This window comes from Hypericibacter adhaerens, assembly GCF_008728835.1.
GTDB lineage: Bacteria > Pseudomonadota > Alphaproteobacteria > Dongiales > Dongiaceae > Hypericibacter > Hypericibacter adhaerens.
This window is the reverse complement of the sequence record NZ_CP042582.1, coordinates 3,304,254-3,322,635: the sequence shown is the minus strand read 5'-3', so window position 1 is coordinate 3,322,635 and position 18,382 is coordinate 3,304,254. Positions and strand designations below refer to the sequence as shown.

Sequence of the window (18,382 nt, the reverse complement as noted above, 5' to 3'; positions counted from 1 at the left end):
GGCGAATACGGCACGCGTTACGGCCGCCGGGCTGCCGTCAGTCCCGACGACCGCGGCGAAGTCGCAGCAGGAGTTCGCCCCGGGCGACAACGTCCGGGCGAGAGATCAACGCGGGGGAGGGAGAAAAGGCGGATCCTGGATCCGTGACCATGACAGCACCGGCAGCAAGACAACCCGAAACGACGACGTCCCGACCCCTCTCAGGAGGCCGGGTTCAGAAGTCGCAGAAGGGTTGCCGCGCGGTGGGTCATGGCCGGAAAGATGGCGACCGGCCGGGGCCCTGTCAACCAAAGCCTTGGAATCGGCCCGTTTTATGCTCCAGGCCGGCGCCTCAGCCCCCTTTCTCCGGCCGGGACTTATGTGTTTGTATGGAAACGGTTTCTGCCGGGCTTCGCGGACGCTGATCGGGGCCCGGCGACGAGCCCTGCTGCGTGTTGTCGCTCGATCCCAGGGGGAAGCCGGAGCCATCCGGTTCGTTCGCATGTCGCCAGAAAGCCTGATCCCGTCGCCGGCCGAAGCCCGCCAGCTCCTTCCGGTCGAGGCCTATATCTCCGCCGACTGGTTCCAGCGCGAGCAACGCGAGCTCTTCAGCCGGTCCTGGGTCTTCGCGGGCATGACCGAGGATTTCGCGAAGGCCGGCGACTATCGCTGCCAGCGCCTGGGCGGCAACGCGCTGATCGTGTTGCGCGACGACAAGGGCGCGATCCGGGCCTTCCACAATGTCTGCCGCCATCGCGGCGCCCGTCTGCTCGAGGAGGGGCAGGGCAATCTCGGCGGCACCATCGTCTGCTTCTATCACCGCTGGACCTACGACCTGTCGGGCGCGCTCAGCGCCATCGCCTTCGAGCGCAGCCAGTTCCCCGAAGTCGACAAGAGCTGCCTGGGCCTGAAGCCGGCCCGGGTCGGCATCTGGAAGAATCTCGTCTTCGTGAATCCGGATCCGGAGGCCGAGCCGTTCGAGCGCTGGCTCGCCGATGTGCCGCGCCGGCACGACAGCGACCTGCACGATCCGGCTCAGACCGGCACGCACGATCCCGAGCGCCTGATCGAGGTCTCCGACATCAGCTATCGGATCAAGGCCAACTGGAAGATCGTCACCGAGAACTTCATCGACGGCTATCACCTGCCGCTGCTGCACCGCATCTCGCTGGCGGACGGCGATTTCACGCGGCAGCGCTGGGAGCCGGCCGGCCGCCATGTCGCGTTCTACCGGCCTTTGAAGCCGGGCATCAGTCACGACCGGGGGCCGGTGCCGCCCGTCGAGGGCGTGCCGGGGACCTATGGCGCCGCCTATTACTGGCTCTTCCCGAACGTCGCCTTGTTCGAGACGGCGACGAGCTGGAGCACCTTCCATGTCGTGCCGGTCGGCCCCGCGGAATCGATCGTTCATAGCCGTATGCGGGTGATGCCCGAGGCGCTCGACCGGGCCGGCTCCGACATGGCCGAGATCACGGACCTGCCGCCCTATGTCATCCGCGCCAAGGGCCGGATTCCCGAGGAGCCGATCGATCTCGCCGGCACCCACCCGCTGAAATCCGACCTGGTGATGCTGGAGGACATCTATGCCTGCGAAGCGGTGCAGGAGGGGCTGGAATCCGGGGTGGCCGAGATCGGCCCGCTCTCCCGCTGGGAGGCGCCGATGACCTTCTTCCAACGCCAGCTGCTCGATTTCCTCCCGGTGCCCTGAGGGTGGGCCTCCGGCTCGCAGCCCTGATCCTCCTGGCTTTCCTGGCCTTGGGCGGGGCGGCCGCGCCGGCCTTTGCGGAAGAGACATCCATTCCCTACGGGACGCGCTTTGCCGGGGTCGAGAGCAGCAAGCTCAAGGACCTGCTGAAGCAGGTCTCGCAGCTGGTGGCGTTCGAGGACGGGCCGACCGACAGCGAGGCGGCCTTGCGCCGGCGCGCCAATGCCGACATGGACCGTCTCCGCGCCGTCATGAACTCGGCCGGCTATTACGACGCGGTCGTGACCTACGAGATCGACAAGACCGCGACGCCCTGGCGCGTGCTGGTGAATGTCGAGGCCGGCGAGCCCTATCGGCTGCGCGAGGTGAAGATCGAGCCCGCGGAAGGGACCGAGCTTCCGGCCGGCGTCGATTTCGCGCCCGCGAGCCTCGGCCTGGAGATCGGCGCCCGGGCCGAAGCCTCGATGATCCTCGATGCGGAGACGCGCCTCGTCCTGCGCTGCACCGAGAACGGCTATCCGCTCGCGAAGAGCACCGGCCGCGAGACGGTGATCGACAAGGCCGACCACAGCATGCATGTGACCTACAAGCTCGATCCGGGTCCGCCGGCCGCCTTCGGCGCGACCGAGATCAACGGCCTCCAGACCGTCGACCGGGCCTATGTCGAGCGCCGCATCGCCTGGGCGGAAGGCGATCTCTATGACAGCCGCAAGCTGCAGGCCACGCAGAAGGCGCTCATCGACAGCAATCTCTTCGGCACGGTGCGGGTGACGCCGGCCGAGAGCGTCGGCGAGGATGGCCGCATCGCCATGAAGATCGATCTCGGCGAGCGCCGCCAGCGCACGATCGGCGGCGGCGTCTATTACGATTCGAGCCTCGGACCCGGCGCCCGCGCCTTCTGGGAGCATCGCAACCTCTTCGGCGAGGGCGAGAGCCTCCATATCGAGGGGCGGATCGGGACGGAGCAGCTGGGGGGGCTGGCCGAGTTCGTGCGGCCGGATTTCCTGATGCGCGATCTCGATCTGCGCTCGCAGATCGCGCTCACCGAGGAGCAGTCGGATGCCTATGACAGCCGGCGCGCCACGGCCTTCACCGGCCTGATCTACCATTTCGATTCGATCCTCACCGGCGGCGCCGGCATGGAATACCAGCAGGCGCATGTGCGCGACGACCGGGGCCCCGAGGACTATACGGTGCTGGACTGGCCGATCTTCATCCGGCGCGACGATACGGACGACCTGCTCAACCCGACCGAAGGCACCCGGCTGGGACTCACGGTCACGCCCTATCACTCGATCGACGGCACGGGCCTCGATTTCCTCGGCCTGCGCGGCACCGCCAGCGGCTATCAGAAGCTGGGCGACAGCGACCGTTTCGTGCTCGCCGGTTTCGCCAATGTCGGCTCCCTCGACGGGGTCTCGCTCGGCGAATTGCCCCGCGATCTGCGGCTCTATGCCGGCGGCGGCGGTTCGGTGCGCGGTTATGGTTACCAGCAGGCGGGACCGCTGGATTCACGCAACAATCCGCGCGGCGGCATCTCGTCGCTGGAGACGGGGATCGAGCTCAGGACCAAGATCACGGATACCATCGGTTTCGTGACCTTTTTCGAAGGCGGCAGCGTGTTCGACACCAGCTATCCGGACCCCAGCGAGGGGCTTTTCTGGGGCACCGGTGTGGGCGTACGCTATTACAGCCCGATCGGCCCGCTGCGTTTCGACATCGCCTTCCCGCTCGACAAGCGCAAGAGCGACGACCCGTTCCAGTTCTATATCAGCCTTGGGCAGGCTTTCTGACCGCAAGACTCCATGAAGCGCACGCTGCGTCGCATCCTGATCGGTCTGGGCGCCGTCTTCGCGGTCCTCGTCGTCGCGCTGGCGGGCGGATTCCTGTTCCTGCAGAGCGACGCCGGCAAACAGTGGCTTGCCGGCAGGCTGGCGCAGGTCCTGTCCTCACCAGACAGCACGGTCGCGATCGAGGGCCTCGCCGGCTCCGTGCCCTTCGATCTGACCGTCGACCGGATCACCGTCAGCGACCGGACCGGCCCCTGGCTCGAGATCGACCGGGCACAGATCGCGATCGACGGCTCGGCCCTCTGGCATCGGGAGCTGGCGATCCGTGCTCTGACCGTGGCGCGCGTCGCGGTCTCGCGCATGCCGGAAACGGCCAGCGAGCCGCAGAAGCCGAGCGCCGGCATCGATCTGTCGCTGCCGAAGCTGCCGGTGGCTCTCACGATCGACAAACTTGCGATCGACCAGCTTGCTCTTGCCGAGCCGGTCCTGGGCGAGCCCGCGGCGCTGACCTTCTCGGGCCAGGCGGCACTGGGGGGCGAGACCGCCAACCTTCATCTCGACCTGGCGCGGACCGACGGCACGCCGGGTCAGGCACGCCTGGCCATGACCGTGTCGGGCAACCCGGCCATCCTCGATCTCAAGCTCGATGCGAGCGAACCCACCGGCCAGCTCATGGCGCGCCTCCTCAACCGAGCGGAGCCGCAACCGCTGACAGTGGCGCTGGCCGGTACGGGTCCGCTCTCCTCCTGGCAGGGAAAGCTCACCGGCAGCGTCGGCAAGCTGGCCTCGATCGAGAGCGACCTCGGCCTGACCCAAGGGCAGGGCCTGCGTCTCACGCTCGATGGGAGTGCCACGCAGCAGGACCTGGCGCCGGCCTCGATGCAGCCTTTGCTGGGCGAGCGCCTCCGTTTCGCCGCGCGGGCGGCCCTCGATGGCGATGTCGTCACGCTCGAAAGCCTGTCGGTGACGGGCGTGGCCTTCGATCTCGCCGCTTCCGCCCGGCTGAACAATGCGACGCAGGACCTGGCCGGCACCGCCAAGGTGACCTTGCCCGACCTCAAGGCCGCGGAGGGCTTGCTGGGATCTGCGCTGGCGGGGAACGGGCAGCTCGACCTCACGGTTGAAGGCAGCACGACGAAGCCCATCCTCCACGCCGTCCTGACCGGCGACCGGCTCGACGCCGAGGGGTTCGGGATCGCGCATCTCGACGCCGCGATGGCATTGACGCCCGATGGAGCGATCGACCGGGAAGAGACTGGTTGGCAGATCGACGGCCAGGGCCGGCTGACGGGCCTGACCCAGGAGGGCGCGCCCTTGCCCGCGGGGCTGGGCGACAGCGTCGACTGGTCGCTCGCGGGCAAGGTGACGCCCGCCTCTCAGAGCCTCGTCCTCGACCACGCGAGCGCCAAGGGCGCGGGGCTCGATTTGACGGCGCAGGGTCGGTTCGCGCCCGACGGCGCCAATGGCGGGTTCTCGCTCGATGTCGCGGAAATCGCGGCCTTTGGCGCGCTGGTGAAGCTGCCGCGCCTGCATGGCCATGTTTCGCTCGGCGGCGAGGTGGCGACCGGCACCGATGGAAAGGTCACCGCGACGCTCAAGGGGAGCACCGAGAATTTCGGTATCGGCATCCAGGCCGTGGACGTCGTTCTCGGGCCCTCGGTGGCGATCGACGCGGTTGCGACGCGTGAGCCCGACGGCCGGATCGCGATCTCCAATCTCAATGTCGCGGCGGCGGCGGCGACCCTCACCGGCAACGCGGAATATGCGGTCGCGAGCGATGCGCTGAGCGGCCGGATCGTCGCCCGCATGCCGAGGCTCGAGCCCCTGGCGCCGGCCATCCGCGTCGCGATCCGTGGCGACGCCACCGTGACCGGCGATCTCGGCGGCAGCCTGGCCCATCCTTCCCTGCAGGCCCTGATCGAGGGCCGCGACATGGCGATCGAGAATGTGCCGATCAAGAGGCTGACGGCGCAGATCTCGGTCGCCGATATCAACGATCTTTCCGGCACGATCTCGGCCGTGTTCGACCTCGCCGGCATGCCGGCCAAGCTCGATACCGGCTATGCGCTGCCGCCCGACGACATTCTTTCCCTCCGCAAGCTGGCATTGAGCGCCGGCGGCGGCCGGCTTACCGGCGACGTCGATTACGACACCGATCGTGACCTGGCGACGGGCAAGCTCGCCGGCACCTTTCCCGATCTGCAGCCCTTTTCCTCCGTCGCGGGCATCACGCTCGCCGGCAGCGCCACCACCAGCGTCAACCTGATCCCCAAAGACGGCCAGATCGCCGAGTTCAATCTCACCGGCAGCGACGTCAAGATCGGCACGGCCGAAGACACCATCCTGCTCTCCCAGCTCAAGCTCCAGGGCAGGGCGCGCAACCTGATGAACGATCCTGCCGGCACGGTGGCGTTCGATGCGGCCGGAGTCGGTGGCGGCAACCTGCGCTTCAGCCGGGTCCATGCCGATGCCGACATCCACTCCGACAGCGCGATCGATTTCGATGGCCAGGCCGGGGGCGAGATGCTGCTCGGGGAGGAGGGCGATCAGCAGCGCCGCCTGCCCTTGACCCTCGATCTCGCCGGCGGCTGGTCGAAAGGCAAGGACAGCCAGTCGATCCTGCTGTCGCGCTTTTCCGGCAAGCTCGACCAGGACGAGGCGAAGCTGCTCCAGCCGGCGACCCTGGCGCTGGGCGCGGTCGAGACTCGGGTGATCGGTCTCGATCTCGACCTGGCGGGCGGCCATGTCACCGGCGATGCGGCGATGGGCAAGGATCGCCTCATGCTCAAGCTCGACGCCCAGAAACTGCCGCTCGAGGTCGCTGGACGGTTTCTCGAACGCCCCATGGCCGGCACGCTCGATCTGGCGGCCGATCTTTCCGGCTCGCTCGCGGCACCGGCCGGCAAGGTGACGATCGCCGGCCGCGACCTCAAGATCACGGATCCGGAGGCTTCCAGCATTCCGCCCCTGGATTTCGATCTGTCGTTGGCGCCAGGCGCGGGCCAACTGGCGCTCGAGGGCCAGGCCTCGATGCCCGATGCCAAGCTCCTGACGCTGACCGGGCAGGTGCCGCTGGATCTGACCGCTTCGGGTGCGGAGATCATTCCCTCGCAACGGCCGTTGTCCATCAAGCTCGACGGCGAAGGGCGCCTCGAGGGGTTTGTGGAGCTTCTGGCCCTGGGCGAGGACCGGCTCTCGGGCCAGTACAAGGTCGCCCTCACGGTCACGGGCACGCGCGCGGCTCCCGAGGCCGGCGGGCAGCTCTCGGTCAGCGGAGGCCGCTATCTCAACCAGGACTATGGCACCGAGCTCAGGAACATCGAGGCGACGCTCCAAGGGGACCAGGCGCGTCTCAATCTGACCCGGTTCTCGGCCCAGGATGCGCAAGGCGGCAACCTCTCGGCCACGGGCGGCATCGATCTCGCGGCCCGGCCGGCTCCCCTGCTCGATTTCAAGGCGCATCTGGCAAGCCTGCGCGTGGCCAACAGCGACACGGCGCGCGTGACCGCCGATGGCGATGTCGGGGTCGAGGGCAGCCTGGCCGAGCCGAAACTCACGGCCAATCTCACGATCCCGCGCGCCGAGTTCCGCATTCCCGACAGGCTGCCGCCCAACGTCCGCACACTCGATGTCGTGGTGATCGACAGCCGGGATCCGCATTCGACGGCGCAACGGCTCGCCGAGGCACGCCGCCAGGCGGCCCAGCGCAAGCCGGGACCGCGGGTGGCGCTCGACCTGACCGTGACAGTGCCCGGCCAGACTTTCGTGCGCGGCCATGGCCTCGACAGCGAATGGCGCGGCCGGATCAAGCTCACCGGCGACAGCGATCGTCCCGAGATCGGCGGGAAGCTGCAGACCGTGCGCGGCACGATCGATCTTCTCGGCAAGAGTTTCACGATCCGGCGCGGCGTCATCACCTTTCCCTCCGGCCGGATCGACGAGCCGCGCATGGAAGTGCTGGCCGAATACAGGGCGAGCGACATCGTCGCCCAGGCGAACCTGACCGGCAGCCCGACCTCGCCGAACCTGACGTTGAGCTCGACCCCGCAATTGCCGCAGGACGAGGTTCTGTCGCGGGTGCTGTTCGGGCGCGAGACCAGCCAGATCACGCCGGCCCAGGGCGCGCAACTGGCCCTGGCCGCCAACAATCTCGCCAATGGCGGACCCGGCATCCTCGACCGGCTGCGCGACACGATCGGGCTCGACCGGCTCGATATCGGCGCGGCCTCGACCAACCCGAACGCGCCGATCTCGAGCGATCCCAACCGGCCTGCGACCAAGACCGAGGATACGGGCCCCACGGTGAGCGGCGGCAAGTATGTGGCCCCCGGCGTCTTCGTCGGCGTGGAGCAGGGCACCTCGGCGGATACCAGCCGCGCCAAGGTCGAGGTCGATATCCTGCGCGGCCTCACCGGCTATAGCAGCGTCGGACGCTCGAGCCAGATCGGGCTCGATTGGCGGCTGGACTATTAGACGACGCACCCCAACATGAGCCATTGATTCGGGTCACGGGGCTTTGACGTGGGTCACCGCTTTCGCGGGGATGACGGCAGGGGTGGCGTGACAAAGCGAGACCGCTATGTGCCAAGAGTCCAAAACCGAAATCCGCCGCCGCACCGACGAAGCCGGCGGTTTCGTCGAGGAGACCGAGATGGTCGACGGCCAGCCGCATGGCACGCGGCGGATCTGGTCGAAGACGGGGATTCAGATCGGCATGGCGGAGTTCAGCCGCGGGAAGCTCCACGGCCGCTGTCTGGTCTGGTTCGACGACGGGCGGCTTTATATCGAGAGCAGCTATTTCGAGGGCCGGCTCGACGGCGAGTACCGCAGCTTCTGGCCGAACGGGAAGCCGCGCGAAGCCGGCCGGTACAAGGACGGGGCCAGGATCGGCACCTATCAGTGGTTCGATGAAACCGGCAAGCTGATCACCGAAGATTCCGACGGGAGTCCCGGCTCAGGCCCCCGCGTCTCCTGACAGCACGATGGCAGCAGCCCCGGCGCAAGATCGCTCCGTTCGATTCACAGGCGAGAGGCTCGACCGATGGAAGACGGCTTTGAAACCAGATCGGTGCGCATGGAGCGCCGGTTGCTCATGACCGTGCAGGCGCCGGTCGAGGACGTGGACCGCATCATGGGGCAGGTCGTGAAGCACGCGCCCCTCGCCATGGGGAAATATGACAGCAACGCCTTTCAATCGAGCGCCGGCATCGAGCGCTATCGTCCTTTGGAGGGAGCGGCTGCGGGACCGGAGACCGAGGTCCGCAAGCGGCCCGGTGTCGTCGAGCTCTCGTTCGAGCTGCCCGAAGACCCGGCGCTGCTCGACCGGGTGATCGAGGCGATCTTCGAGACGCACAGCTACCAGGAGCCCGTGATCCGGATTCACCCGATCCTCACCGGTCGCTCCAAAGGCCTCGACGACAGCGCCAACCCGAACCGCTGGTGGAACACGACCGGCGACTGGAAGAAGCAGGCGGCTTCGGGTCAATGAAAACGGCGCCCGTTGGGGCGCCGTTCTGCATCGAAGCCACGAAACCGACCGAGCCCGCCTCATCCGCCCGCCAGCTTCGGCAGCAGCACCACCTCGGCACCAGGGCGGATCGGCTGGAACCAGTTGTTGGTGTAGATCAGGCCGTCGATGGAGACCGACACGCCGCGCTCGATCTGCGGCTTGAGCTCGGGATAGGCCTCGCCCAGGCGGGTCAGAAGCTGCTTGAGATCCGCAGCCTCGACCTCGACCTGGGATTTGCCCTGGGCCGCCCGCTTGAGCGACCCCCAAAGCACGACCTGGACCATCAATGCCCCTTGCGGGCGCCTTCTTCGATCGCCTTGAGCACCTTCGGCGGCGACATCGGCAGCTGGGTGAGGCGCACGCCGGCCGCAGCCGACACCGCGTTGGCGATCGCGGCGAGCGGCGGGACGATCGATGTCTCGCCGACGCCGCGCACGCCGTAGGGGTGGCCCTTGTTCGGGATCTCGATGATCTTGGTGTCGATCATCGGCAGATCCGAGGCGACCGGGATGCGGTAATCGAGGAAGCCCGCATTCTGCAGCCGTCCATCCTTGCCGTAGATATATTCCTCGTTGAGCGCCCAGCCGATGCCCTGCACGGCGCCGCCCTGGAACTGCCCTTCGACATAGCTCGGATGGACCGCCTTGCCGGCATCCTGCAGCACCGTGTAGCGGGTGATCGTGGTGCGGCCGGTTTCCTTGTCGACCTCGGCATCGACGATATGGGTGGCGAAGCTGACGCCCGCGCCCTCGGCGTTGTATTCGGTGTGACCCGCGATCGGGCCGCCGGTATTGCCCGAGCTCTTGGCGATGTCGGCGAGCGAGAGCGGCTCGAAGCTGCCGGCATTGGCGCCCGAGGGACGGGCATAGCCCTTCTCCCAGACCACCGCATCCTCGGGGATGCCCCAGATCTGTGCGGCCCGCCCGCAGAGCTTCTTGATCGCATCGCGCGCGGCGAAGATCGTGGCCATGCCGGTGGCGAAGGTGGTGCGGCTGCCGTCGGTCACGTCGTTATAGCCGAGCGAGGAGGTGTCGGCGACGATGGCGCGGACCGATTCATAGGGAATGCCCAGCTCCTCGGCGGCCATCAGGCTCATCGAGGCGCGCGAGCCGCCGATGTCGGGCGTGCCCACCGCCAGCGTGCAGGTGCCGTCCACATTGATGTTGAGCGACACGCAGGTCTGGCCGCCGAAATTGAACCAGAAGCCGCAGGCCATGCTGCGGGCCTGGCCCGGCTTCACCGGCGCCTTCCAGTGCGGATGCTTCTTGGCCTCCTCCAGCGTGGTGATGAGGCCGATCTCGCCATAGGTCGGCCCGTAGGAGGATTTGGTGCCCGGCTTGGCCGCGTTCTTGATGCGGAAGTCGATCGCGTCCATGCCGAGCTTCTTGGCCAGTTCGTCGATCACGCTCTCGACCGCGAAGGCCGAGATCGGGGCGCCCGGGGCGCGGTAGGCCGCCTGCTTGGGCCGGTTGCAGACCACGTCATAGCCGACCGCCCGCACGTTCTCGAGGTCGTAGCAGGCGAAGGCCGACATGGCGCCGAACTCGACCGGCGAGCCGGCATAGGCGCCGCCCTGGTAGCGGAACTCGCCGTCGGCCGCGGTGATGCGCCCGTCCTTGGTGACGCCGATCTTGACGCGCATGGAGGCGCTCGATGTCGGGCCGGTGGCCCGGAACACCTCGTCGCGGCTCATGACGATCTTGACGGGGCGGTTGGCCTTGCGCGAGAGCGCGAGCGCCACCGGCTCGATGAAGACCGTGGTCTTGCCGCCGAAGCCGCCGCCGATCTCCGAGGCGGTGACGCGCAGCTTCGAGATGTCGATGCCGAGCAGGCCGGCGCAGACCGCGCGCACCATGAAATGGCCCTGGGTGCAGACCCACAGCTCGGCGACGCCGTCGGGGCTGAGCGTCGCGAGGCAGGCGTGGGGCTCGATATAGCCCTGGTGCGTTGCCTCGGTCTTGAACTCGCGCTCGACGACGATATCGGCCTTCTTGAAGCCCTTCTCGACATCGCCATGGCCGAACTCGTGCCGGCGCGTGACGTTCGAGGGCTTGGTCGGCGCCGGCTCGACGCCGGCCGTGATCATGCCGTCATGGAGCAGGGGGGCTCCCGGCTTCATCGCCTCGTCGACGTCGGTGACGTGCGGCAGGATCTCGTAATCGACCTCGATCAGCGACAGCGCCTTGCGGGCGACGGCGGCGCTGACGGCGGCCACGGCCGCGACGGCATGGCCGTCATAGAGCGCCTTCTTGCCGGCCATCACATTGTCGAGGATGTCGGCCAGATCGCCGTCCTGCGCCTTGAAGTCGGCGCGGGTGACGACCGCCTTCACGCCCTCGAGGGCCTGGGCCTTCGAGATGTCGATCTTGCGGATGCGCGCGTGGGCGTGCGGGCTGCGCAGGATGCGGCCCACCAGCATGCCCGGCGCCCACATGTCGGCGCCGAAGCGGGCACGGCCCGTGACCTTGTCGATGCCGTCGGGGCGAAGCGGGCGCGTGCCGACGACGCGGAAGGAAGTCGGGATGGGGGTCTTGGTGTCGAGGGGCATGGTTCAACCCTTTCGCATTTCGGCGGCGGCATCCTGGACCGCGCGCACGATCTTGTCGTAACCGGTGCACCGACAGAGATTGCCGGCGAGCCAGTAGCGGATCTCGGTCTCCGAGGGGTCCGGGTTCTTGTCCAGGAGCGCCTTGGCGGCGACCAGGAAGCCCGGCGTGCAGATGCCGCACTGGAGGGCGGCATGCTCCAGGAACTTGCGCTGCAGCGGATGCAGCGTCTCACCATGGGCCATGCCCTCGATGGTACGGACCTCGCGGCCGTTCGCCTCCGCCCCCAGCACCAGGCAGGAGCAGACCAGACGGCCGTCCAGCGTGACGCTGCAGGCGCCGCAATCGCCCGTGCCGCAGCCTTCCTTGGCGCCGGTCAGGCCCAGGCGGTTGCGCAGCACGTCGAGCAGCGTCTCGTCGGGCTCGCAGAGATATTCGGTGGTGTCGCCATTGATCTTGGCGGTGACGTGAACCTGGCTCATTTAGGACTTCCTCGCGCGCTCGAGCGCAATGGTGGCGGCCCGGCGCGCGAGCACGCCGGCAACCTTGATGCGGAACTCTTTGGTGCCGCGCTTGTCGTCGATCGGCCGGCAGGCGGCGGAGGCCGCGGCGGCCAGCTTGTCGAGAGCGGCCTCGTCGAGCTTGGTGCCGATGAGGGCATCGGCCGCGGGCCCGACCAGCAGCACGCGCTCGGCGACGGCGCCCAGCGCCACGCGGGCGGCCTTGCAGACGCCCTTGTCGTCCAGCGTGATGTTCACGCCGGCGCCCACCACCGCGATGTCCATCTCGGTGCGCGGGATGAAGCGCAGATAGGCGTCGCCCGAATGGGGCGGCCGCGCCGCCAGCAGGATCGATTCCACGATCTCGCCCTTGGCGAGCGTGGTCTTGCCGGGCGAGGTCGAAATCTCCTCGACCGGCAGGTTGCGCTTGCCGTTGGGCCCGACGACCGTGGCGACGGCGCCGGCCGCGACCATCGCGGGGACGCTGTCGGCCGCGGGCGAGGCGTTGCAGAGATTGCCGACCATGGTGGCGCGGCCCTGGACCTGCTTCGAGCCGATCAGCTCGACCGCCTCGACCACGCCGGGCCAGAGCTTCTTCACGGCCGGGTGCTCGCCCAGCTCGGCCGCCGGCACGGCGGCCCCGATACGGAAGCCGCCGGCCTCGGGCACGATCTTGCGCATGCTCTCGATGCGCTTCACGTCGACCACGAGGTCGGGCTCGATATAGCCGCCGCGCAGCCGGACCAGGAGATCCGTGCCGCCGGCCAGAACATAGGCGCGGCCCTTTTCCTGGGCCAGCAGCGCCACCGCCGATTCGATAGAACCCGGCGCTTCATATCGCATGACGTCGATCCATCTTGTTGAAAACCTCTCTCGATCGGCGCGCCGCCGTTGGACCGGGGGACAGGCCGGTCCCCTAGACTAGGAGATCGGGCGGCAAAAGCGAAGCCGCTCGGCGGGGGGCGACCGGTTCCCAGAAGGGCGGGAACCCGGTTGCCAATCCGTCAAACCCCACGCGAACCGAGGGTCTTTGGTCCCGTGATCTTCCGGAGGCCGAGGCTGTCGCGGATGAGGATCAGGGCTTGAAGTACGCTGCCCGGCGCAGGGGGTAGGATTGGATATTCTGGACCAGCGGCCCGTCGGCCTCGGTCACCTTCTTGGTCGCGACCCAATCGGGATTGGTCTTGAATCCGTCCCAGGCGGATTTCATGGCGGCCTCGGTCGGCCATTCCATCAGATACCAGAGCTCGCCGCTGCCGTCGGTCGTTTCCCAGAAATCGACCACCTTGAATCCCAGCTTGTGGAAGAGGGCCAGGGTGCTGTCGCGGAACCGGCGGCTGAGCGCCTCGGCCTTGCCGGGCATGGGGATGTATTGACGCAATTCGTAGATCACGGTCTTGACTCCGGTTGAAGGAAGGATCGCGGGGGACGGCCGTCGTGGCAGGCGTGCTAGAGCACGAGATAGGTGGCGGCCGGCCGTTCCTTGAGCAGGTCGGCGACGATCTCGAGCCCGCGCTGCAGCTCGGTGCGCGAGGGTGTTGCGCCGCCCAGGCTGACGCGGACGGCCTGCGGGGCCGGGACATGACCCACCACGAAGGCCTCGGCGGGCGTCACCGCCAGGCCGCGCAGCCGGGCCTGGGCCACGAAACCCTCGGCCCGCCAGCTGTCGGGCAAAGGCAGCCAGAGATGGAGCGAGGAGGGCAGCGCCGTATAGTCGAAGCCGTCGAGAATCTGGGCGGCCAGCTTCTGCCGCCGGGTCAGCTCCTGGCGCTGCCAGACGATCAGCCGCTCGGCGGTGCCCTCGCGGATCCAGAGCGCCGCAATCTCCGCCGGCACCATCGACACCATCCAGGTCGTGGCGCCGAGGCCGGGGATCAGCTCTTCCACGCGGCCGGGCGGGGCCGCGAGGAAGCCGATGCGCAGGCCCGCGCAGATGCATTTCGAGAAGCTGGTGAAATAGAAGCTCTGCTCCGGGGCGAAGCTCGAGAGCGCCGGGGGCGGGTTATCGAGGAAGGGGCCGTAGACATCATCCTCGATGATGGTCACCCCATGGCGGATCGCGACCTCGGCGATCGCCTTGCGGCGCTCGACCGGCATGATGGTCAGGGTCGGGCTGTGGTGGTTGGGAACGGTGATGAGGGCCTTCACCTTCATCGTCTTGCAGGCGGCCTCGAAGGCGTCGGGCAGGAGCCCGTCCTTGTCCATCGCCAGCCCCTTGAGCTGCAGGCTGCGATTGGCGGTGAGGAACTTGATGCCGGGATCGGTCAGCTCGTCGGTGACCGCGATCTGGTTGGGCTCGAGCAGCGAGGTCAGGATGATGGCATGCGCATGCTGCGCGCCGTTGGTCATGAGGATGTTCTCGGGCGAGGTCCTGAGCCCGCGCTTCTCGATCCAGCTCGCCGCCGCCGCCCGGTGCGACGCGAGCCCGACCCAGGGCCGGTGATAGGGCATCAGCTCGTCGAGGCGGTCGCTGCCGGAGATCGTCTTGAGCGCCGCCGACATCGCCTCGAGCACCATCGGCGCGGGCACGGGGCAGTTGAAGGCCATGTCGATCGGCCCGATCTGCCGGCTGTCGATCCCGACGCCGGTAAGGTCGGTCCAGGCATTGGGCATGACGAAGGTGCCGCGCCCGACCTCGCTCAGGATCAACTGGCGGCGGACCGCCTCCGCATAGGCCTTGCTGACGGTGCTGACGGAGAGGCCCATCTGGTAGGCCAGATCGCGATGGGTGGGCAGGCGGTCGCCGGGGCGGACGAGGCCTCTCTTGATGTCGTCCGCCAGCGCATCGGCGATGGCGAGATAGCGGCGGCCATGGCGGTTCGCGATGTCAGGCTTCCAGTCCGTCACGTCGGGCGCTCCTCAAATGGTGTAGCAGGACAATATATGATTTGACGCGGTTCAATCCGTCAAGTTATCCCAGAAAACAAGACAATTCCCCAGAACATGTCATGTTCGTGGGCTCGGCAGAGCCTCATAAGGTCGGGGATTTCAGGAGCGATTGGCAATGGATTTCGGGTTCTACCTGCCCTGCTACTGGCCGGACACGAGCTTTCCCGCCCAGACCATGTATGACGAGATGCTCGAGGAGGCGAAGCTCGCGGAGGAGCTGGGCTATATCTCGCTCACCATCCCCGAGCATCACTTCATCAACTACCTGACCCACCCGAACCCGCTGCTGACGGCCGTCCGCGTGGCGAGCGTCACCAAGAAGATCCCGCTCATCACCGCGGTCCTGGTGCTGCCCTTCTATGACATCCGGCGGCTCGCGGGCGAGATCGCGCAGGCCGACTGCCTGACCCATGGCCGCATCCAGCTGGGCGTGGGGCGCGGCGCCTTCCGCTACGAGTTCGACCGCTTCAACGTGCCGGTCGAGGAGAGCCGCGAACGGTTCGACGATTCGCTCAACCTGCTGATGAAGCTCCTGACGGAGGAAGAAGTCAGCTGGGACAGCAAGTATTACAAGTTCGATCCCATCACCATCACCCCGCGTCCGGTGCAGAAGCCTTATCCGCCGATCTGGATCGCGGCCCTCGCCGAGGGCGCCATCCAGGGCTGCGTGCGCCGCGGCTTCCATGTCATGACCACGCCGCTGCGCGATCCCTTCTCGGCGGTGAAGATGCAGTCCAACGCCTTCTTCAGCGCGCTGCCGGCGGGCAGCAACCAGCGCTTCTCCATGCTGCGCATGGGCTTCGTCACCAAGAACGAGGCGGACACGCAGGAGAAGCTCAAGGTCGCCCATGCCAACCATCAACGCTTCGTCAACGTCTTCAACACGCCCGGCACGGTGAAGAACGGCGCCATCGTGCCGATCGAGGTGTCGGAGACGCTGGACGATATCCGTCAGAGCCTGATCATCGGCTCGGCGCAGGAATGCGTCGACAAGCTCGGGCTCTATGCGGAGCTCGGCATCCACGACATCCAGGTCAACATGAACTTCGGCGCGGACCACAAGGACGTGATGGGCGCGCTCGAGCGTTTCGCCGTGCATGTGATGCCGCATTTCAAGAACCAGCCGTCGAGCCGCGCCAAGGAGCTGGCATGAGCGACGCCAAGGCCAAGCCGATCTCCGCCGCGGCGGCGGCCCTGCACGAGAAGGCCTATGTCATCGACGGGCTCAACTTCCAGTCCGACGGCAGCACCGGGGTGCTCAAGGCCGGAGGCGTCAACGCCGTCAACGTGACGGTCAGCGGCCTCAATGCCGATTTCGAGGAGACTTGCGACCAGGTCGTCGAATGGCTGCATCGCTGCGAGCAGCCCGGCGCCGAATGGCGGGTCATCCGGCAGGTGTCGGATTTCCAGGCGGCGCGCGAGGCGGGGCAGATCGGCCTGATCATGGGCTGGCAGAACATGCGCCCCATCGCCGACAAGCTGCAGCGGCTGTGGCTGTTCCACAAGCTGGGCGTCCGGGTGATGCAGCTCACCTACAACGAGCGCAATTTCCTGGGCGACGGCTGCCTCGAGACCAATGACGGCGGCCTGAGCCTGCTCGGCCGCAAGGCCGTCGCCGAGATGAACGCGCTGGGCATCGTCGTCGATCTCAGCCATGTGGGCGAGAAGGCCTGCCTGGAGGCGGCCTCGATCAGCACCCGGCCGGTGCTGCTGACCCATGCGAACGCCAAGGCCGTCTCCAACGTGCCGCGCAACAAGACCGACGCGGTGATCAAGGCGGTGGCCGCGACCGGCGGCCTGATCGGCGTCTCGGTCTATGGTCCCATGTGCTGGGACGGCGATCCGGCCCACCGGCCTTCCTTGCGCGATTTCCTGCGCCATCTCGACCATATCGTCGGGCTGGTCGGTCACGATCATGTGGCGCTCGGCACCGATTTCCCCGCCGTGCGCGACCTGGCCGCCGTCGGCAGCATCATCGAGATGACGCTCAATCGCTATCCCGCCGCCATATCCAAATATGCGGCGGCCTTCGGCAACGACGTGCGCACGCGCTATCTCGCCGAATGCAGCAGCCTCGCCGATCTGCCCCGCGTCACCGCTGCGTTGCTCGATCACGGCTGGAAACCCGCCCAGATCGAGGCCTTCCTCGGCGGCAATTATCTGCGCGTCCTGGCGCAGATTTGGGGCGGGCCTGCTGCCTGACATGTCGCGTGACAATGTAAAACTTGACGTGCTTTCCGGCGGCGATAGGGTCGGATTGTAAGCTTCATATTTCCGGATCCCTGCGGATCCGCTGACATCCAGAAGCATTCCATGGGAGGAAACCGAATGTTTTCGGGCGGGACTGACATGACCTCGTGTCATGTGACAAAGCGTGGATTGTCCTGGGGCGCGATGGCGCTCGCGGGGGCGCTGCTGTGGCTGCCCCTGAGCCAGGCTCAGGCGGAGGACACGATCACGTTCGCGGGCTGGGGCGGCAATTATCAGGAAGCCCTGTCGAAGGCCGTCTGGCAGCCGGTGGCCAAGCAGCTCGGCATCACCATCAAGGAAGACAACACCAACGGGCTCGCCGACGTGCGCGCCCAGGTGCTGGCCAACGCGGTGCAGTGGAACGTCACCGAGCTCACCATCGACGGCTGCGCCCAGGGCGAGGCCGAGGGCCTGTTCGAGCCGCTCGACTTCAACGTGGTGGACAAGTCGGGCTTCGATCCCGCCGGCGTCGGCAAGAGCTTCATCGCCCAGAACTACTATTCGAACGTGATCGCCTGGAACACGGACAAGTTCGGCAAAGACGGCCCCAAGACCTGGGCCGATTTCTGGAACGTCGAGAAGTTCCCGGGTCGCCGCTCGCTGCGCAACGATCCGGCCGAGGTGCTGGAACAGGCCCTGCTGGCCGATGGCGTGGCGCCCGACAAGCTCTATCCGCTCGATCTCGACCGCGCCTTCAAGAGCCTCGAGAAGATCAAGCCCTATATCTCGGTCTGGTGGTCCTCGGGCGCCCAGTCGGCGCAGTTGCTGACGGACGGCGAGGTCGACCTGATCGGCGCCTGGAACGGCCGCGTCTCGGCGGCCCAGTCCCAGGGCGCCAAGGTGGATTTCACCTTCAACCAGGGCATCCTGATCGCCGACTGCCTCGTGATCCCGCGCGGCGCGCCGAACAAGGACCTGTCGATGAAGGCCCTGGCCGCGGCCGTGTCGGCCGACATCGAGGCCAACCTGCCGGCCTATATCGATTACGGCCCGGCCAACGCGAAGGCTTACGATACCGGCAAGATCACGCCGGACGTCGCCGCCCGCCTCAACACCTCGCCCGAGAACGCCAAGACCCAGGTCGTTCTGCATGGCGACTGGTGGGGGCAGCACGGGGCCGAAGCGCGGGAGCGCTGGAGCGCCTTCATCAACGAGTAAAGCCCCTGGACTTCGACGTGCCTCAACCTGACAACTGTTACCTCCGGCCGGACGCC

At 67.3% G+C, this 18,382-nt stretch carries 14 protein-coding genes; 8 read left to right on the top strand and 6 right to left on the bottom strand.

Going from position 1 to position 18,382, the window contains the following annotated elements:
* The first annotated feature begins 481 nt into the window (after positions 1-481).
* The 5 genes from FRZ61_RS14575 to FRZ61_RS14555 all read left to right on the top strand — a co-directional run bounded on the left by FRZ61_RS14575 (position 482) and on the right by FRZ61_RS14555 (position 8,962).
* Positions 482-1,687: an aromatic ring-hydroxylating oxygenase subunit alpha gene (locus FRZ61_RS14575; RefSeq protein WP_191909028.1), complete on the top strand. Its 1,206-nt coding sequence runs from the start codon at positions 482-484 to the stop codon at positions 1,685-1,687.
* 2 nt (positions 1,688-1,689) lie between these two features.
* Entirely contained in the window at positions 1,690-3,477 is a 1,788-nt protein-coding gene (locus tag FRZ61_RS14570) for an autotransporter assembly complex protein TamA (RefSeq protein ID WP_151118419.1), read from the top strand.
* A 12-nt stretch (positions 3,478-3,489) separates the two neighbouring features.
* On the top strand, positions 3,490-7,947 hold the full coding sequence (locus tag FRZ61_RS14565) for a translocation/assembly module TamB domain-containing protein (protein WP_151118418.1): 4,458 nt from the start codon (positions 3,490-3,492) through the stop codon (positions 7,945-7,947).
* 106 nt (positions 7,948-8,053) lie between these two features.
* Entirely contained in the window at positions 8,054-8,449 is a 396-nt protein-coding gene (locus FRZ61_RS14560) for a toxin-antitoxin system YwqK family antitoxin (RefSeq protein WP_151120830.1), read from the top strand.
* 66 nt (positions 8,450-8,515) lie between these two features.
* Positions 8,516-8,962: a hypothetical protein gene (locus tag FRZ61_RS14555; RefSeq protein ID WP_151118417.1), complete on the top strand. Its 447-nt coding sequence runs from the start codon at positions 8,516-8,518 to the stop codon at positions 8,960-8,962.
* A gap of 59 nt (positions 8,963-9,021) precedes the next feature.
* On the opposite strand, the gene FRZ61_RS14550 is transcribed toward FRZ61_RS14555, so the two are convergent.
* The 6 genes from FRZ61_RS14550 to ehuR form a co-directional block, all read right to left on the bottom strand.
* Positions 9,022-9,267, bottom strand: a complete 246-nt coding sequence (locus tag FRZ61_RS14550; protein WP_151118416.1) for a MoaD/ThiS family protein — start codon at positions 9,265-9,267, stop codon at positions 9,022-9,024.
* Positions 9,267-11,531, bottom strand: coding sequence for a xanthine dehydrogenase family protein molybdopterin-binding subunit (locus FRZ61_RS14545; RefSeq protein WP_151118415.1), 2,265 nt, complete (start codon positions 11,529-11,531; stop codon positions 9,267-9,269). Before FRZ61_RS14545 ends, FRZ61_RS14550 begins: the two co-directional genes overlap by 1 nt.
* 3 nt (positions 11,532-11,534) lie before the next feature.
* Entirely contained in the window at positions 11,535-12,011 is a 477-nt protein-coding gene (locus FRZ61_RS14540; protein WP_151118414.1) for a (2Fe-2S)-binding protein, read from the bottom strand.
* Complete coding sequence (locus FRZ61_RS14535; protein WP_151118413.1) at positions 12,012-12,872, bottom strand: FAD binding domain-containing protein; 861 nt, start codon at positions 12,870-12,872, stop codon at positions 12,012-12,014. It lies immediately after the preceding gene.
* 232 nt (positions 12,873-13,104) lie between these two features.
* Complete coding sequence (locus tag FRZ61_RS14530) at positions 13,105-13,422, bottom strand: NIPSNAP family protein (protein WP_151118412.1); 318 nt, start codon at positions 13,420-13,422, stop codon at positions 13,105-13,107.
* 56 nt (positions 13,423-13,478) lie between these two features.
* Positions 13,479-14,876 (bottom strand): MocR-like ectoine utilization transcription factor EhuR, encoded by a 1,398-nt coding sequence (gene ehuR, locus FRZ61_RS14525; protein WP_151118411.1) that lies wholly within the window; start codon positions 14,874-14,876, stop codon positions 13,479-13,481.
* 157 nt (positions 14,877-15,033) lie between these two features.
* Between ehuR and FRZ61_RS14520 the strand changes: the two genes are divergently transcribed.
* The 3 genes from FRZ61_RS14520 (at position 15,034) to FRZ61_RS14510 (ending at position 18,326) form a co-directional block, all read left to right on the top strand.
* A complete protein-coding gene (locus FRZ61_RS14520; RefSeq protein WP_151118410.1) occupies positions 15,034-16,071 on the top strand; it encodes an LLM class flavin-dependent oxidoreductase in 1,038 nt (345 codons plus the stop codon).
* The gene (locus tag FRZ61_RS14515; RefSeq protein WP_191909027.1) at positions 16,068-17,120 is read left to right on the top strand and encodes a dipeptidase; all 1,053 of its coding nucleotides are present in this window, start codon (positions 16,068-16,070) and stop codon (positions 17,118-17,120) included. Before FRZ61_RS14520 ends, FRZ61_RS14515 begins: the two co-directional genes overlap by 4 nt.
* A gap of 192 nt (positions 17,121-17,312) precedes the next feature.
* Entirely contained in the window at positions 17,313-18,326 is a 1,014-nt protein-coding gene (locus FRZ61_RS14510; RefSeq protein ID WP_151118408.1) for an ABC transporter substrate-binding protein, read from the top strand.
* The last annotated feature ends 56 nt before the right edge of the window (positions 18,327-18,382 follow it).

What these genes read in the sequence shown, in the direction of transcription:
- FRZ61_RS14515 (WP_191909027.1), top strand. Translation starts at nt 16,068, where the DNA reads ATGAGCGACGCCAAGGCCAAGCCGATCTCCGCCGCGGCGGCGGCCCTG.
- FRZ61_RS14535 (WP_151118413.1), bottom strand. Translation starts at nt 12,872, where the DNA reads ATGCGATATGAAGCGCCGGGTTCTATCGAATCGGCGGTGGCGCTGCTG.
- FRZ61_RS14555 (WP_151118417.1), top strand. Translation starts at nt 8,516, where the DNA reads ATGGAAGACGGCTTTGAAACCAGATCGGTGCGCATGGAGCGCCGGTTG.
- FRZ61_RS14560 (WP_151120830.1), top strand. Translation starts at nt 8,054, where the DNA reads ATGTGCCAAGAGTCCAAAACCGAAATCCGCCGCCGCACCGACGAAGCC.
- FRZ61_RS14575 (WP_191909028.1), top strand. Translation starts at nt 482, where the DNA reads ATGTCGCCAGAAAGCCTGATCCCGTCGCCGGCCGAAGCCCGCCAGCTC.
- FRZ61_RS14545 (WP_151118415.1), bottom strand. Translation starts at nt 11,531, where the DNA reads ATGCCCCTCGACACCAAGACCCCCATCCCGACTTCCTTCCGCGTCGTC.
- FRZ61_RS14540 (WP_151118414.1), bottom strand. Translation starts at nt 12,011, where the DNA reads ATGAGCCAGGTTCACGTCACCGCCAAGATCAATGGCGACACCACCGAA.
- FRZ61_RS14510 (WP_151118408.1), top strand. Translation starts at nt 17,313, where the DNA reads ATGGCGCTCGCGGGGGCGCTGCTGTGGCTGCCCCTGAGCCAGGCTCAG.
- FRZ61_RS14565 (WP_151118418.1), top strand. Translation starts at nt 3,490, where the DNA reads ATGAAGCGCACGCTGCGTCGCATCCTGATCGGTCTGGGCGCCGTCTTC.
- FRZ61_RS14550 (WP_151118416.1), bottom strand. Translation starts at nt 9,267, where the DNA reads ATGGTCCAGGTCGTGCTTTGGGGGTCGCTCAAGCGGGCGGCCCAGGGC.
- FRZ61_RS14520 (WP_151118410.1), top strand. Translation starts at nt 15,034, where the DNA reads ATGGATTTCGGGTTCTACCTGCCCTGCTACTGGCCGGACACGAGCTTT.